Here is a 15,633-nt window from a genome sequence, read left to right on the forward strand (position 1 = left end):
ATGCCTGGCACACCAAAAAAAAGACTCCGAGTTGGAGTCTAAAGCTTAAAGGATAATGGCAATAAGTCCGCCAGAACCTTCGTTAATAATTCTTTCAAGTGTTTCTTTTAATTTATATCTGGCATTCTCTGGCATTAAAGAAAGCTTTGCATGGATACCTTCGCGGACAATGGAACTTAAACTGCGCCCAAAAATATCTGAATTCCAAATGGACAGAGGGTCATCCTCAAAATCCTGCATTAAATACCGAACAAGCTCTTCACTTTGCTTCTCTGTGCCAATGATTGGAGCAAATTCTGATTCAACATCAACTTTAATCATATGAATCGATGGAGCAACTGCTTTTAATCTTACACCAAAGCGTGCACCCTGGCGGATGATTTCAGGCTCTTCAAGGCTCATATCAGAAAGTGTTGGTGAGGCAATGCCGTAGCCAGTTTGCTTAACCATCTTTAAAGCGTCGGCAATATGATCGTACTCTCCTTTAGCATGAGCGAAATCCTGCATTAGTTCAAGAAGGTGATCTTTCCCTCTAATTTCAACACCCACGATTTCTTTTAAAATATCATCATATAATTCATCTGGTGCAATTAAATCGATTTCAGCTATACCAGAGCCCATTTCAACTCCGGCAAGTCCTGCTCTTTCAATATATTCAAAATCACTGAATTGCTGGACGACTCGGTCTACATCTCTTAATCTCTTTATATCTTTTACTGTTTCCTTAACCGCTTCTTGATAGCTTTCTCGAAGCCAGTGATTTTCTCTTAACACCATGACCCAGCTAGGGAGATTAACATTGACTTCAAGAACTGGGAATTCATATAGCGCTTCGCGTAGGACATTGAGAACATCGCTTTCCCGCATGCTTTCAACACTCATTGCGATGACAGGAATATCATATTTCTCCGCTAAACTTGATCTCAAAGTTTCTGTACTTGGGTGGTATGGCTGAGCACTGTTTACCACCATTATAAATGGTTTTCCTACTTCCTTAAGCTCTTCGATGACTCTTTCTTCTGCTTCAATGTAATTGCTTCTTGGGATTTCGCCGATCGACCCATCGGTTGTTACGACAACCCCAATGGTTGAATGTTCTTGAATTACTTTTCTTGTGCCAATTTCAGCTGCTTCATGGAATGGGATTGGCTCTTCGTACCAAGGAGTATTGATCATTCTTGGACCATTTTCATCCTCATAGCCTTTCGCACCTGGAACGGTATAGCCTACGCAGTCCACTAGCCTAATATTCACATTTAGGCCATCATCAACATGCACTGTAGCCGCCTGATTCGGTACAAATTTTGGTTCTGTTGTCATAATGGTTTTTCCAGCAGCGCTTTGCGGCAGCTCATCTAACGCACGAGATCTTTCAGCTTCACTGTTTATATTCGGTAAAACAACCAGCTCCATAAATTTTTTAATAAATGTAGATTTTCCTGTTCGTACTGCTCCTACTACTCCTAAATAAATATCACCGCCTGTTCTTTCGGCAATATCTTTAAATAAGTCGACCTTTTCCAAGTGATCCCCTCCCGATCATTGAGTAAAGTGGGATAATTTCATCCATTTAGGTATTTTTGGACAGTATATGTTTATGACGTTGTCCTATCTTCTTATGACTGTTTTCGAAAATTTTTTACCCCCTTAATAAAGAATTCACCATTAAGTTTACTATCTGTAATGTCTGAACGTTTGAATTTATGGAGGGTTTCTATCTATGGTAACGGATATTGGGTTATGCCCATATCACAATAGATTTTTTAAGCAAAAAAACCCTTCTCCTACAATATATTTCATAGGAAAAGGGTTAGAACAATTTTTATTTTTCTAGGAATATGGGTTCTTTTAATGAAGAATCCACCGTGTAAGGCAATGAATATGCCGGAACAAACATCGAGTCATTTACCAGGATTGAGCGGATATCCTCACCAGGTTTTAACTGTTTGTTTGTCTTTTTTATAGCCTGATATAGGTCTGGACGATAATCTACAAATACTTCAGCATTTCCGTTTATAACAAAGGATAAATTTTGGTTCGTAAAGGGACTTACTGCATAAGGAGCCTTTTCATACCCCAACTTTTTATAATCCAAGGAAAATACATTTTTAGCAAGTTGATCTTTATAAGGCGGGTAGCCTTTTGCTTTTATTCTTAAATTAAGATCACGGATCGTCTCTGTTAACCTTAAATCAAATAACTTTACAGTTGGATTTGTTTCTACATCCACAAGGACGTATTGGAAAACACCTCCGCTTTCAAAAGCATTTCCTGGCGGTTCAGAAAGATATTTTGGGGAAATTTTTTTAAATTCGATTGGGTATTTCTGATATATAGGAGTCTCAGCTACCTTCGTTTTTATTGGTAGTATCCCGCCATTATCTTTTCTAAAATCATCAACCGCTGTTTGAACTGCCTGAATTTGATCTTTATAAGGGATTTGATTCTGAGATAACTCCTCTTTTGGATACATACAGCCAGTTAATAACAAAACAATAAGGACAAAAAGCAAACCGTGAACTTTCCATTTCATTACAATCACCTTTAATTTATGTATTTAAACAATTATGTGAAGAAAACGATGAGAAGCGTAATGCCGGCAATGATCATAAATAAATAGGCAAGAATTGCCGACAGTATCCGAAATATTCCCTTTAATTTATATCTGCTAAAATAAATGGTGATAATGGCAAGGAACATAAGGCCGATTCCTGCTATCGATATCCACATTTTCAACATTCCTGGTGACAAGCATGTTTCCCCCTTTTTATTCGAAAGATATTATATCATAGCTTGGGCTGTTCGTATAAATCATAAAAAAACTGAAGTAAAGAGGGGCGATTTCTCTACTTCAGTCAATAGGACTAAATATCCCATTCTCCAGGCGTCATACTACCAAGTTACTTCGTTGCATTGTATGCAATAAAGTGAAAAAACGTATCACCTAACGCCTATTTTCTTTATTAAAAAGCACATTTTTAGTTTTCTAAGGTTCTTTCATCTAAAACATTAACTAAATCTTCCATTTCGTGAGTTCTTCCACGGGCCATTAATACATCAACTGCATCTTTTGCATTCTTCCCATTGAACAGAACATCATAGAGGACAGAGGTGATTGGCATTTTAACATCGTATTTCTTTGCCAATTGATAGGCAGCCTTAGTTGTCCTCACACCTTCAACTACCATCCCCATATTATCAAGTACTTCATCCAATGTTTTACCTTTTCCTAATAAATTCCCAGCTCTCCAGTTTCTTGAATGAACACTAGTACAGGTAACAATTAAATCACCAATACCAGTTAACCCAGAAAAGGTTAGGGGATTGGCTCCCATTTTTGTTCCTAAACGGGCGATTTCAGCTAATCCTCTTGTCATGAGGGCAGCTTTAGCATTGTCCCCATAGCCTAGTCCATCAGTGATACCAGCCGCCAATGCGATAATATTCTTCAAGGCACCGCCAATTTCAACACCAATAACATCCGAATTTGTATAAACACGGAAATTCTGATTTATAAAAAGATCTTGAATTTTTTCAGCTGCAGCCATATTTTCCGAAGCAACGGTAACAGTCGTTGGATGGCGCAAACTTACTTCCTCAGCATGACTCGGACCTGAAAGAACGACAACATCATGCAAGAGTTCTTCCGGTAATTCTTCCTTAATCATTTCGGTAATTCGCATTAGTGAATCAGGTTCGATTCCCTTGCTAACATGTGCAATTGTAATCGGTCCTTCTAACACAGCGCGGATTTTTCCAAGGACTTCTCGAATAGCCTTTGTTGGAACTGCTAAAATAACGTTATCAACTCCAGTTAAAGCATCGCTTAATGAAGCATGTCCAACAATTAATTCAGGCAGGTCAATTCCAGGCAAATATTTCTTATTTGTATGAAGTTCATTTATTTCCTTTACCTGAGCTTCATTATGGCTCCATATACGGACCATGTGAGCATTATCCGCTAACACCATTGCAAGAGCTGTTCCCCAGCTCCCAGCCCCTACAACAGCAACAGCTTCTTTATTTTCTAACATTTCCATCACACCACCTCATCATTATTTTCTTTCTCTAGCGTAAATTTTGATAGGTGTTCCCTCAAAACCAAAAGCATCTCTAATGCGATTTTCTAAAAACCGTTCATAAGAAAAATGCAGTAATTCAGGTTCATTAACAAATACAACAAAAGTAGGAGGTTTCACAGCCACTTGAGTAGTATAATAAATTTTCAAACGTCGACCTTTATCTGTTGGTGTTGGATTCATAGCGACCGCATCCATGATGATGTCATTTAATACACTCGTCTCCACTCTCATCGAATGGTTTTCACTTGCCGTATTAATCATAGGAAGAAGTGTGTGGATTCGCTTTTTTGTTTTTGCCGATAAGAAAACAATTGGGGCATAACTTAGAAATAAGAAATGCTCTCTAATCTTTTGTTCTAACTCCTTCATTGTTTTCTCATCTTTTTCAATCGCATCCCACTTATTTACGACAATAACAATTGCTCTACCTGCCTCATGAGCATAACCAGCAATCTTTTTATCCTGTTCAATAATTCCTTCCTCGGCATTGATAACCACAAGAACAACGTCAGATCGTTCTATTGCCCTTAGAGCACGAAGCACACTATATTTTTCGGTACTCTCATATACTTTTCCTTTTTTTCTTATCCCTGCTGTGTCTATTATGACATATTTCTCGCCATTGTACGTATAAGGTGAATCGACCGCATCCCGGGTTGTTCCGGCAATATTACTAACGATGACACGCTCTTCACCGAGAATAGCATTTACTAAAGAAGATTTCCCGACATTTGGCCGTCCAATTAAGGAAAATTTGATTGTGTCATCATCGTATTCCATTCCTTTATTTTTAGGAAAGTGTTTAGCTGCTTCGTCCAATAAATCACCAAGACCTAAACCATGTGAGCCTGAAACCGGAATGGGCTCACCAAAACCAAGTGCATAGAAATCATAAATTTGCTCGCGCATCTCAGGATTATCGATTTTATTAACTCCTAATACAATTGGTTTTTTGGATTTATATAAAATTTTGGCTACTTCTTCATCTGCAGCAGTTACTCCTTCACGTCCATTAGTTAAGAAGATTATCACATCTGCTTCATCAATTGCTACTTCTGCCTGTTGGCGAATTTGCTCCAAAAACGGCTCATCGCCAATATCGATACCTCCTGTATCAATAACATTAAATTCATGTGTCAACCATTCACCAGAACTATAAATCCGATCTCGAGTTACTCCTGGAATATCCTCAACAATAGAAACACGTTCCCCGACTATACGATTAAAAATAGTAGATTTTCCAACGTTGGGCCGTCCGACAATGGCAATAACAGGTTTAACCATTTTGATCGCCATCCTTTCTATCCATAATTTAAACATTCATTTGTTATTTTATCTCTAAAGCAAATATGTCAAAGTATTATGTGCTAAATGATAAAGAAACCCTTCCTAATCTAGAAGGGTCTAACTTTATTATTTTAGCAAAAGTTTATCCATTCCCGCAATTGTAAGCTTCACATGAATCTCCTTTATGATGATTTTTGTTTCCCTTTTTCAAAAAAATGAAAATGATTTTGTAGTATTGCTCCAGCATTCTCAAGGAAACTCCAGCCTACAAGCAATGAGGCAATTAAGGCACACGCATCTAAATAAGCAAACGATCCGATTGGATAGGGGAATTGATATTTACTTAATATAAACGCATATAAAAATTCTCCCTGCATAGTCCCGCTGATGACAATTAAAAGTCGCCCTTTTAATGTTTTTTGCAATAATATCGCCAGATAGCCGATTGTTATGCCCATCATCCATTCCTTTTTAAAAATTATCCATATCGGATCAAAAATCTCAAACAAATGGAAGGTTACGTAAGCAATCGAGACAATTAATGAACATATGAACAGGTAAAGCAGCGAGTAAAGCTTTTCTTGTGCTAAAAACAGATAAGAAAACACTAATAATATCGGCCCACTACTGTACATCTCAATGCTTCCAATGTGGAAATGATAATTTGAAAAGATAATGACGATAAGAACGATAACAGACAACTTAAGACGGTATGGGTTTTGTTTATCCATAAAAAAAGTTAAATAGATCCAAAACGTCCAATAAATCCAGTAAAACATAGCCCCTTCCATCCACACACCTCCTATTATTTTCATTATTGGTAATCCTTATGTACTTTCATACTTCTTCGCATAATATTTTCAGGTGTGAATCATCTTAAAAAGAGGAGGTGTGTGGATATGGGTAAAGACCGCCAAGAAAAAAAGCTAAAAGCAAGCAGAAGAGTGGAATCAGATCGTGATCAGGCGTTGCACTATCCTGGAGCAACAAAATTATCAAGCCCAGAGGAAGCAAGGGGTTTGAATGACGGGAAAAGATAATAAAAAAAAAGCTCTCGCGTAAGCGTGAGCTTTTTTAAAAGGATCGTTGACTATATGATTTTGTATCAATTCCTCGTTGATTTAACCAATGATAGGTTTCACCTGAGATTACGATCGGAAGTCTTTTTAAATCAGAAATCGTTCTTGCCCCCAGTGCGGTCATTATCATGGTCATCTCCTCATGAAGGGATTCTATTTCGGCCTTTAAGGAATCTATCCCCTTATCAACGAGAATCTGTAAGAACTTGCCCGCTACACCAATTGCATCTGCTCCAATTGCTAAGCCCTTCACCATGTCAATTGCGTTGCTAAACCCGCCAGAGCCAATAATGGAGATGTCTTTCGAAACTGATGAAGCTTCAATGATAGAAATCGGAGTCGGGATCCCCCAATTAGTAAAGAACGAAAGTGATTTTTCCCTTCGTCTATTTTCAATTTCGGCAAAATTAGTTCCGCCAAATCCGCCTACATCCACAAGAGTCACACCTACAGACCCAAGAGATTTTACTGTTTCCATCGACATTCCAAATCCTACTTCTTTCACGATAACAGGAACCTTTACTTCATTAACAATTGATTCAATTCTTCTTAAAGCCCCTGTAAAATCACGATCTCCCTCAGGCATAGTAAGTTCTTGAATTACATTCAAGTGAATTTGAATAGCGTTTGCTTCGATCAACTCAATAGCCGCCTTTGCTTGATCCGGACTAGCTTCACTTCCCAAATTGGCAATAAGAAACCCTGAAGGATTTTCTTTTCGAACGACATCATATGTATACTTTTGCGTTTTATCCTTTAATGCAGCCATCTGGGAACCTACCGCCATAGCAATCCCAGTTTCTTTTGCAACCATGGCCAGTTCTTTATTTATCCGATAAGTTTTTTCACCGCCGCCACCCGTCATCGCATTGATAAAAATTGGCGAACTTAAATAAAGTTCGCCAATTGAGTGGTCTAATCGAACATCAAGCACACTAATATTCGGTAAGCTATGGTGAATAAACTTAATATCGTCGAATGTTGATGAACGTTCTTGCCCATTTTTAAGGGCGAAGCGAATGTGGTCCCATTTTCGTTCAGATCTAGACACTTCATATCACCATTATTTTCTTAGATTCTTTAATTTATCGCCAATTACTTCGCCAAGCTGGAATCCTTTTGATTCTTCTGGAAGTTCATAATCAAGGTTTTCTTCAACTTCTTTTTCTAGAAGTTCTTTAATGCTTAAAGATAGACGTTGTTCCTGTTCATTGGCATCAAGAACCTTTACTTTTACTTCCTGTCCTTCTTTTAGTACTTCATGCGGTGTCCCAATATGTTTATGAGCGATTTGAGAGATATGCACAAGACCTTCTACGCCTGGAAATACTTCTACAAAAGCACCATAAGAAACTAGTCTTTTAACATTTCCTGTTAAAACACTACCCTTAGGAGCTTTTTCATTAATATTTGACCAAGGTCCAGGAAGAGTTTCTTTAATAGACAATGAAATTCTTTCATTATCACGGTCAACACTTAATACTTTAACTTGGACCTTTTGACCTTCGTGTACAACATCAGTTGGCTTGTCAACATGTTCATAAGATAATTGAGAAATATGAACAAGACCATCAATGCCGCCAATGTCTACAAATGCTCCAAAATCAGTAATTCTTTGAACTGTACCATCAATCACTTGGCCAACCTGCAATGCACCAAGACGATTTTGTTTTTGTTTACCTTTTTCTTCTTCCACAACCGCACGATGAGATAGAATCAAACGGTTCTTTTCTTTATCTAGTTCAACAATTTTAAAGGTAAGTTTCCGACCTTTATAATCTGAGAAATCTTCAACAAAATAAGCTTCTACTAAAGATGCAGGAACAAATCCTCTAACACCTAAATCGACAACAAGACCGCCTTTGACAACATCTTTAACCTCAGTTTCAATTATTTCTCCACTTTGGAATTGACTTTCTAAGCTATCCCATGCTTTTTCAGCATCCACTTTCCTTTTTGAAAGAATTAATGCTTCTTCTTCAACTTTCAATACCTCAAGAACTAAAGTATTGCCTTCTTGAACAGCATCAGATGCTTTTTCAATATGAAGGCTGGAAAGCTCACTAATCGGGATTATCCCGTCAAGCTTACTATCTTGAATATCCACATAAACTTGTTTTTCTTCAACTTTAGTGACTTGTCCTGTTACTTTATCCCCAACTTCAAAACTTTTCACTTCTACTTGATTTAATTCTTCCGACATATGTATTCCTCCTTAATCCATTAACTACAAAATCTATATATGATTCGGTGGATGGCACACAGCATTCACCACATATAAAACACACTCAATAAGGAAAGAGAATTTTCAAAAAAAACTCTTTTTATTAACTTCTTACAAATAGACTATTTTGTCAAGTAATACCTATTGATGCTTTTTTATAAGTTTATGAATTTCTGACATAATTAATTCAGTAACTTGTTCCGCCGAAGCCTTTGTCTTTCTAGCCTCTTCCATTGCTATTGGCTGCCCATAAACGACCTTCAGTTTTCGTAAGCTTTTATACGGTCCAATTATTGCGCAAGGAACTACATACGCATCAGTCTTCAGGGCAAAGAAGCCTGCACCGGCTAATCCTTTCCCTAATTCGCCAGTCTTACTTCTTGTACCTTCAGGAAAAAGACCTAAAACATGACCATCCTTTAAAACGCTAAGTCCTTTTCTTAATGCTTCTCGATCGCTCATTCCTCTTTTTACAGGGAAGGCATTACATTTTCTTACGATACCACCTAAAACGGGAACTCGGAATATTTCTTCTTTCGCCATATAATGTACTGGACGTGAGGCCATAATTCCCAATATAATCGGATCGAAATTATTGATATGATTGCAGCAAAGAAGGACTCCGCCTTCCTTTGGAATATTCTCTACCCCTATTGCCTGTACCCTGTACCAAGGTTTAAAAACTCCATATGCTACTGATTTTGCAAATGAATAGAACGTCACACTTATCCAACCCTTTCGTGCACCAGATCCATTATCTTTTCTACGACTTCAGGAATTGACAAAGAGGTTGTATCGATTTCGATTGCATCATCTGCTTTTTTCAATGGAGCTACTTCTCTTTCTGAGTCAATTTTATCTCTACGTGCAATTTCTTGTTTTAATTGATTTAAATCTGAAGGAAAACCCTTGATAAGATTCTCTTGATAGCGCCTCTCTGCTCTTTCATCTACACTGGCTAGTAAAAATACTTTTACTTCAGCATTTGGTAATACATGTGTGCCAATGTCCCTTCCATCCATGACAACGCCGCCGGTAACTGCAAAAGCTTGCTGTCTTTTTACCATTTCTTCACGGATTAATTTGTGTTTTGCAACGATGGAAACAGAATTAGTTACTTCTGCTGAACGGATCTCATTTGTTACATCCTGATTGTCCAAATAAACTAACTGGCCTTGTTCAGAAGGGAAAAGCTCGATATTCGTCAATAACAGCATTTCGAGTAATGAATCTTCCTCTTCAAGATTAAGATTGTTCGCAATTGCCTTATATGTTAATGCCCTGTACATCGCACCTGTATCAATGTAAATATAAGCTAATTTTTCTGCTACAATCTTAGCTACTGTGCTCTTCCCAGCTGCAGCAGGACCGTCAATTGCGATTGAAATTTTTTTGTTCATAAATCCTCCTAATTACAATCATGATTTCTCATAAGTTGTCTTCTTTTTATTTTACCATAAGATAAAGAAATGCTTCTTTTTTTTCTATTTTAATTCATAAAAATAAAGCAGGAGCCCCTGCTTTTATTATTTTCCTTGAAACGTTTGGAGTATTTCTGTAAAGGTATTTTCATTGACCCCTTCGTATTTTGTTATTTGCTTCAGCTGTGGCAAAATATCTAATTGATGAAAAGCAAATTGTGTTAAAAAAAGAAAGATGAATTGAATGATGGCAATCTTGATTAAAATTCTTTCTACTCTTTTCATTACCTCACCTCTATAGTCAACTTAACTCTATTATTGGGGCGGTTGAATCATTTTATTCTGTTTGTATGTGTATGCTAAAAAAATAAGGGAAAGCAAATGCTTTCCCCTTAAATAACATCTTCGTAAACAGCCTCTGCATTTTTTAGCTTTTCCACTTTTTCTTCCATACCATTTTTTGCATTAATAAAGATTCGATAGGTGTCATCGCCAAGGGTTCCAAGAAATTCATAACATAATACTTCGTTGCCTAAATCGTTGATAATGATAGCTTGTCTATCCTCCATAACTTTCAAATTAGGATTCACTTTTGACCGTGCTTGTTCCATCGTTATCGAGGTTTTCTCAATGGTCCTGGTTTGGAAGGATTTTAAATACTCCTCCGCAGAAACACCCATAATATCGCCATTATCTAATGCCACTTTTACCTTTATTGCTTCAGGATAAATTCTAACTCCATTAATATTCGTTACAAAATTGAAAACGCCAATATTATCATATTGTGTGCTTTCAAATAGCTCCAAATCCTTAAATCCATTTTCCTTCAAAAAGGCGGCTGCTTTATTATTGGCATCATTTAAACTAATAACCTGTTTTTTGATATCTCGTTGATTGATAAACCAAATTGGATGTCCAGCCTTCTTTGTAATATCCATACTTGCTTCCTGACCAGTATTCTTGTTTTTTATGGATACACTGTAAAATCCATAGTCTGATCCTTTACCATTTTCAGTTACTTTTACTTCGGCATTTCCATCAAATTTCATATACTTTTTTGCTATTTGGATAGCTTCTTGACGTGTAATGGTTTTGCCTTTTATTTTTTTAAAATTTTCATCCTTTTTTTGCCCATTGGTAAATGTAACGCCAAGGTCTGTTTCATCAAATCCAGATACGGTCTTTTCAACCTTTTTTAATCCATCAATGATGGTATTATCGGTTTGCTCTTTACCAGACGCCAAGGCGAGTTCAACATCCATCCAGCGTAAATTGTTTTTTAACACCATATGCTGAACTCCTCTAAGTTCATTCTGAATATCATTTGACTGTTTATAGAGGACTTTAAGATTTTCGTATTCTTCTTTTGACAAAGGTTCTTTGTCTAAATCTCTTACTGCTGTTTTATAGCTAAAGTCTCCTATTTTTGCTAAAAAGTTTTCTGTCTTATTAAATGGAAGTAATGTCAAAGGAAGTTGGCCTACATCAGTATGTGCCTCTGAAGTAATTCTCCAAACCTCTGTTAATGATGGGGACAATGAATGTCTTGAGTTCATTGCAAGAGTTGTTCCAATTTTATCATGCAATAAATCCATTTGATAAGAAAGATCGTGAAAAGCTCGTTGGTAGTTGTTTTCTGCATTCAACAGAATCGCATTTTTCTCTTGGTGTTCCTGATAGCCCCAATAACCCGTTCCGGCAACACCGACTGCAAGAACTCCTATTAATATACCTCTGATCAATTCTCTTCACCTCTCTAATGGCAAAATATATGTTTTCCGATTCGTTTGATTTGTGGTCTTCCCCAAATCCATCCGCTTGTGGCTGTGGCAGGGTTAAAATAGTATAACGCTTCTCCTGTTGGATCCCATCCGTTTATTGCATCAATTACAGCTTTTTTAGATGCTTCATTAGGTGTCAACCAGATTTGGCCATCCGCCACAGCTGTAAAAGCTCCTGGTTCAAAAATAACTCCTGATACTGTGTTTGGAAAGTTCGGACTAGTGACTCTGTTTAGAATGACTGATGCTACGGCCACCTGGCCAATATACGGTTCTCCCCTGGACTCACCATGTACAGCATTCGCCATTAATCGAATATCGTTTTGCGAAAAACCATTTGGTGTATTTGCTGCGGTAGGTTTTTTGGGTGCTTTTTTAACTGCTGCCGCTTTGGGTTTTGTTGTCTCCGGAGCTGCCTTTTTTACAGCTGAATTGTTTGCTGGCGCCTTATTTGCTGTTGCTTTGTTTACTGGTGTCTTGTTCGTTGGTGTCTTGTTCGTTGGTGCCTGCTTACTAGGAGCAACTTGCTTATTTTGGGCAACTCCACCGTAATGAGTAAATTTTTTCCCTTTTTTTATATTGGTTTTTACAAAATACTCATTGTACTTGGATGCTTTTGCCAGTTTATTCTTAGTAGATGTCCCAGCTAACCCGTCAATTGGCAAACCGTATTCGTATTGGAAATTTCGTAAGGCCCAATAAGTGCTCCATCCAAAAACACCATCAATTTTACCATGATAGTAGCCTATATACTGGAGCCTTGCCTGCAGCTCAATAACATCTTCGCCCACAGCCCCTTTTTGGATTACCTGCCTGGTAAAGGCTTGCGCCTCATCGGTTTTCACGAATGACAGCGGTAAAATAAAAACAGAAATCAAAATGAAAGATTTTATTAGGATGTTTTTCATTTGCATGTGAATTTTAACCCCCATTGTCAATCTTTTTGCAGTAACCCTATTTTTTGTCTAATTGGTGTTTTTATTCCAATTAAAATGAATAAATAAAAAAACCCTTCATCATGAATGAAGAGTTTTTTGAACGGGGTATTGTTTTTTTAAATGTTTTGCACTTAATATTTTTGCTTTTTTCACTTTTCGTAATCCGAACCACCATAGAAAAATCATAAATGGAAATATGATCAACAACCAATGTTCTTGTGAAATTAATATAAAATCGTAGAAACCATGCAGTATAAAGGGTAATAACAACGAAAGAATGATCCACTTGGCTTTGTTTCCTTCGGTAAACTTCGCTTTACCAAGATAAAACCCCATAATGACACCAAACAGGGCGTGGCTCGACACTGGCAATAAAGCCCTTGTCATGGCATGTTCAATCCCATTTGCAACCAAATAAAAGATATTTTCCACAGTCGCGAAACCAAGGGAAACCGATACAGCGTATACTATTCCATCAAATGGTTCATCAAATTCAACATGCTGGTAGATAGCATAGAATAGGATAAACCACTTAAAAAATTCTTCAAGCAGACCAGTGTTTAGGAACGCATCGAAAAAGTGAGATTTAACCAAATGTTCGGTTTCAAGAACATGCTGAATAAACATAATCGGAAACACCAATAGAGCTCCGTACAAAAATGTCCGAAGTACAAAGGAAATTGGCTCTGGCTCATATTCATCTTTTAAATAGAAATAACTTAGTAAGGCCAGTCCGGGGGCAACACCGGCAGATAATATTCCCAGCATGATAAACCTCTTTTCCAATCCATTTCTTTAATCGTAACATGGAAACGAAAGAAAGAAAATGAAAGTTTCCACCATTTAGCTAATGGTGGAACGTTATTTGTTAAAATTTCACACTATCTAATCCGCTTGCAAGGGCAACTGCCAATTTAATTCTTGCCTTTTTAGCATCATTGTCACTGCCGAGGATAACCCCTTTTTTATATAGATCATAAGCACTACCCTCGTAATCATAGGTAGTGTAGACCGAACCTTCCTCGGCACTAGTAGTAATGACTAATTTTATTCCTTGCTTAATTGCTTTTTCAATTTCTTCCATCATTTTTGGAGCTACCTGGCCGCGGCCAACTCCTTCTAAAATAATCCCTTTTACTCCTGATTCTCTTGCTGCCTTAATAAATTTCCCATCTGCACCAATATAGCATTTTATGAGATCGACCTGTGGTATAGCCCTTTTAATCTCATAATATTCTCTTTTTATCGGTTTTTGAAAGACATGAACCTGATCATTGTCAATAATGCCAAGATACCCAAATCCAAAGGCATTAAATCCTTGAATATTGGAGGCATGTTCCTTTTTGACATAGCGAGCAGAGAAAATCCGTTCATTGAAAACGACAACCGCACCAGCATCATGTAAGTCAGTGGAACAGGCTGAATAAATGGCATGGCGTAAATTAATATAGACATCGCTCCCCAAATCATCTGGGGACCGTTGAGAGCCTGTAACTACCACCGGTCGGCGATCCTTGATGGTTAAATCAAGGAAATAAGCGGTCTCTTCCATCGTATCTGTTCCGTGTGTAACAACCACGCCAGCAACATTCTCATCATTAAAATAGGCTTCAATTTTTTTCTTTAAAGCAACTAAATCCTCAAAAGTGATATGAATGCTCGCTTTTTGAAAAATCGATTCAACAATGACTTCAATGTCTTTTGGCAAATTACACATAGCAGCAAGTTCTTCTCCTGTTAGCGCTCCAGAAGCAAGTTTGCCAGAATCCTTATTTGGTTTGCTAGCTATTGTTCCGCCAGTTGTTAATAAAACAACCTTTTTCATCACGTATCACCTTTCAGCTTCTTTTTCGATGATGGAGTTAGCAATCTGTCCACCATGGAACCTGCCATTTTCAATGAATATTTCATTAGCATTATTTCCAGCGGCTATTACCCCCGCGATATAAATGCCTTCAACATTTGTCTCCATTGTATCAGGATTAAAGAGCGGTCTGCCAGTTTCTGGGTCAATATCAATCCCCATTGTTTGTAAAAATTGATGATCGGGATGATAGCCAGTCATAGCAAAAACAAAATCGTTGTTTATCGAATTCTCTAAACCATCAACACTATAAATTACTTTCTCCTCAGTTATCGCTTTTACATTAGCGTTAAATTCCATCTTGATGGTTCCGGTACGGACTAATGCTTCAAATTCAGGGAGAATCCATGGTTTTATGCTTGGAGAATATTCCTTCCCGCGATAAAGAACTGTAACCCTTGCCCCTGCCTTCACCAGTTCAAGTGCTGCATCAACACTGGAATTTTTCCCGCCAATGACACACACATCTTTATCGAAATATGGATGAGCCTCTTTAAAATAATGATAAACCTTTGGGAGGTCTTCGCCAGGAACATTCATATAATTCGGATGATCATAATAGCCTGTGGCAACAACGACAAATCGGCACTCATACCTATTTTTATTTGTTATGACATGAAAGACATCCCCTTGCTTCGAAACTTCACTAACCTTTTCGAATGCGTTAATACGAAGACTCTTGCGTTTTGCTACTTCCCTATAATAGACAAGTGCTTGATTACGTTTTGGTTTATAGTTATCAGTTAAAAAAGGAACATCTCCAATCTCTAATTTTTCACTCGTACTAAAAAATGTTTGATGTGTTGGATAATGATAAATAGAGTTTACTACATTTCCTTTTTCAATAATGAGTGGTTTTTTTCCAATCGCTTGCAATGAAATTGCTGCAGCCAGTCCACATGGTCCGCCGCCAACTATAATTATGTCTTCAATTTGCACTTTCATACACTCCCTAAA

General features: G+C 37.5%; 17 protein-coding genes. 1 reads left to right on the forward strand and 16 read right to left on the reverse strand.

Annotated elements, in window-relative coordinates; genetic code table 11:
• Positions 1–45 precede the first annotated feature (45 nt).
• The 6 genes from spoIVA to ABES02_RS25415 form a co-directional block, all read right to left on the reverse strand.
• The gene (spoIVA, locus tag ABES02_RS25390) at positions 46–1,524 is read right to left on the reverse strand and encodes a stage IV sporulation protein A (RefSeq protein WP_430140552.1); all 1,479 of its coding nucleotides are present in this window, start codon (positions 1,522–1,524) and stop codon (positions 46–48) included.
• Positions 1,525–1,822: 298 nt separating this feature from the next.
• On the reverse strand, positions 1,823–2,533 hold the full coding sequence (locus tag ABES02_RS25395; RefSeq protein WP_430140553.1) for a hypothetical protein: 711 nt from the start codon (positions 2,531–2,533) through the stop codon (positions 1,823–1,825).
• A gap of 32 nt (positions 2,534–2,565) precedes the next feature.
• Entirely contained in the window at positions 2,566–2,751 is a 186-nt protein-coding gene (locus ABES02_RS25400; protein WP_430140554.1) for a DUF2768 domain-containing protein, read from the reverse strand.
• Positions 2,752–2,978: 227 nt separating this feature from the next.
• Positions 2,979–4,034 carry an NAD(P)H-dependent glycerol-3-phosphate dehydrogenase gene (locus tag ABES02_RS25405; protein WP_430140555.1) on the reverse strand — a complete coding sequence of 352 codons (1,056 nt, stop codon included), beginning with the start codon at positions 4,032–4,034 and terminating at the stop codon, positions 2,979–2,981.
• A gap of 21 nt (positions 4,035–4,055) precedes the next feature.
• Entirely contained in the window at positions 4,056–5,366 is a 1,311-nt protein-coding gene (gene der, locus ABES02_RS25410; protein WP_430140556.1) for a ribosome biogenesis GTPase Der, read from the reverse strand.
• Positions 5,367–5,551: 185 nt separating this feature from the next.
• Positions 5,552–6,160 (reverse strand): YphA family membrane protein, encoded by a 609-nt coding sequence (locus ABES02_RS25415; protein WP_430140557.1) that lies wholly within the window; start codon positions 6,158–6,160, stop codon positions 5,552–5,554.
• A gap of 108 nt (positions 6,161–6,268) precedes the next feature.
• Here ABES02_RS25415 and ABES02_RS25420 point away from each other — a divergent pair, with 108 nt between their 5' ends.
• Positions 6,269–6,409, forward strand: a complete 141-nt coding sequence (locus ABES02_RS25420) for a YpzI family protein (RefSeq protein WP_007084885.1) — start codon at positions 6,269–6,271, stop codon at positions 6,407–6,409.
• A 34-nt stretch (positions 6,410–6,443) separates the two neighbouring features.
• On the opposite strand, the gene fni is transcribed toward ABES02_RS25420, so the two are convergent.
• From fni to ABES02_RS25470, 10 genes are all read right to left on the reverse strand, one after another.
• On the reverse strand, positions 6,444–7,499 hold the full coding sequence (gene fni / locus ABES02_RS25425) for a type 2 isopentenyl-diphosphate Delta-isomerase (RefSeq protein WP_430140558.1): 1,056 nt from the start codon (positions 7,497–7,499) through the stop codon (positions 6,444–6,446).
• A 12-nt stretch (positions 7,500–7,511) separates the two neighbouring features.
• The gene (rpsA, locus tag ABES02_RS25430; protein ID WP_430140559.1) at positions 7,512–8,651 is read right to left on the reverse strand and encodes a 30S ribosomal protein S1; all 1,140 of its coding nucleotides are present in this window, start codon (positions 8,649–8,651) and stop codon (positions 7,512–7,514) included.
• A gap of 162 nt (positions 8,652–8,813) precedes the next feature.
• Positions 8,814–9,395, reverse strand: coding sequence for a lysophospholipid acyltransferase family protein (locus ABES02_RS25435; protein ID WP_430140560.1), 582 nt, complete (start codon positions 9,393–9,395; stop codon positions 8,814–8,816).
• 2 nt (positions 9,396–9,397) lie between these two features.
• Positions 9,398–10,072: a (d)CMP kinase gene (cmk, locus tag ABES02_RS25440; protein ID WP_430140561.1), complete on the reverse strand. Its 675-nt coding sequence runs from the start codon at positions 10,070–10,072 to the stop codon at positions 9,398–9,400.
• A gap of 126 nt (positions 10,073–10,198) precedes the next feature.
• Positions 10,199–10,378: a YpfB family protein gene (locus tag ABES02_RS25445; RefSeq protein ID WP_430140562.1), complete on the reverse strand. Its 180-nt coding sequence runs from the start codon at positions 10,376–10,378 to the stop codon at positions 10,199–10,201.
• A gap of 107 nt (positions 10,379–10,485) precedes the next feature.
• The gene (gene ypeB, locus ABES02_RS25450; RefSeq protein ID WP_430140563.1) at positions 10,486–11,835 is read right to left on the reverse strand and encodes a germination protein YpeB; all 1,350 of its coding nucleotides are present in this window, start codon (positions 11,833–11,835) and stop codon (positions 10,486–10,488) included.
• A gap of 14 nt (positions 11,836–11,849) precedes the next feature.
• The gene (gene sleB / locus ABES02_RS25455; RefSeq protein ID WP_430140564.1) at positions 11,850–12,788 is read right to left on the reverse strand and encodes a spore cortex-lytic enzyme; all 939 of its coding nucleotides are present in this window, start codon (positions 12,786–12,788) and stop codon (positions 11,850–11,852) included.
• A 102-nt stretch (positions 12,789–12,890) separates the two neighbouring features.
• Positions 12,891–13,580: a glutamic-type intramembrane protease PrsW gene (prsW, locus tag ABES02_RS25460; protein ID WP_430140565.1), complete on the reverse strand. Its 690-nt coding sequence runs from the start codon at positions 13,578–13,580 to the stop codon at positions 12,891–12,893.
• Positions 13,581–13,680: 100 nt separating this feature from the next.
• A complete protein-coding gene (locus tag ABES02_RS25465; protein WP_430140566.1) occupies positions 13,681–14,637 on the reverse strand; it encodes an asparaginase in 957 nt (318 codons plus the stop codon).
• A gap of 6 nt (positions 14,638–14,643) precedes the next feature.
• A complete protein-coding gene (locus ABES02_RS25470) occupies positions 14,644–15,615 on the reverse strand; it encodes a YpdA family putative bacillithiol disulfide reductase (protein ID WP_430140567.1) in 972 nt (323 codons plus the stop codon).
• Positions 15,616–15,633: the final 18 nt, after the last annotated feature.

The sequence above is a fragment of the Neobacillus pocheonensis genome (assembly GCF_050477905.1).
GTDB classification, from domain to species: domain Bacteria; phylum Bacillota; class Bacilli; order Bacillales; family Cytobacillaceae; genus Neobacillus; species Neobacillus pocheonensis_A.

What these genes read in the sequence shown, in the direction of transcription:
- ABES02_RS25395 (WP_430140553.1), bottom strand. Translation starts at nt 2,533, where the DNA reads ATGAAATGGAAAGTTCACGGTTTGCTTTTTGTCCTTATTGTTTTGTTA.
- ABES02_RS25405 (WP_430140555.1), bottom strand. Translation starts at nt 4,034, where the DNA reads ATGTTAGAAAATAAAGAAGCTGTTGCTGTTGTAGGGGCTGGGAGCTGG.
- der (WP_430140556.1), bottom strand. Translation starts at nt 5,366, where the DNA reads ATGGTTAAACCTGTTATTGCCATTGTCGGACGGCCCAACGTTGGAAAA.
- ABES02_RS25415 (WP_430140557.1), bottom strand. Translation starts at nt 6,160, where the DNA reads ATGGAAGGGGCTATGTTTTACTGGATTTATTGGACGTTTTGGATCTAT.
- ABES02_RS25420 (WP_007084885.1), top strand. Translation starts at nt 6,269, where the DNA reads ATGGGTAAAGACCGCCAAGAAAAAAAGCTAAAAGCAAGCAGAAGAGTG.
- rpsA (WP_430140559.1), bottom strand. Translation starts at nt 8,651, where the DNA reads ATGTCGGAAGAATTAAATCAAGTAGAAGTGAAAAGTTTTGAAGTTGGG.
- cmk (WP_430140561.1), bottom strand. Translation starts at nt 10,072, where the DNA reads ATGAACAAAAAAATTTCAATCGCAATTGACGGTCCTGCTGCAGCTGGG.
- ABES02_RS25445 (WP_430140562.1), bottom strand. Translation starts at nt 10,378, where the DNA reads ATGAAAAGAGTAGAAAGAATTTTAATCAAGATTGCCATCATTCAATTC.
- sleB (WP_430140564.1), bottom strand. Translation starts at nt 12,788, where the DNA reads ATGCAAATGAAAAACATCCTAATAAAATCTTTCATTTTGATTTCTGTT.
- prsW (WP_430140565.1), bottom strand. Translation starts at nt 13,580, where the DNA reads ATGCTGGGAATATTATCTGCCGGTGTTGCCCCCGGACTGGCCTTACTA.
- ABES02_RS25465 (WP_430140566.1), bottom strand. Translation starts at nt 14,637, where the DNA reads ATGAAAAAGGTTGTTTTATTAACAACTGGCGGAACAATAGCTAGCAAA.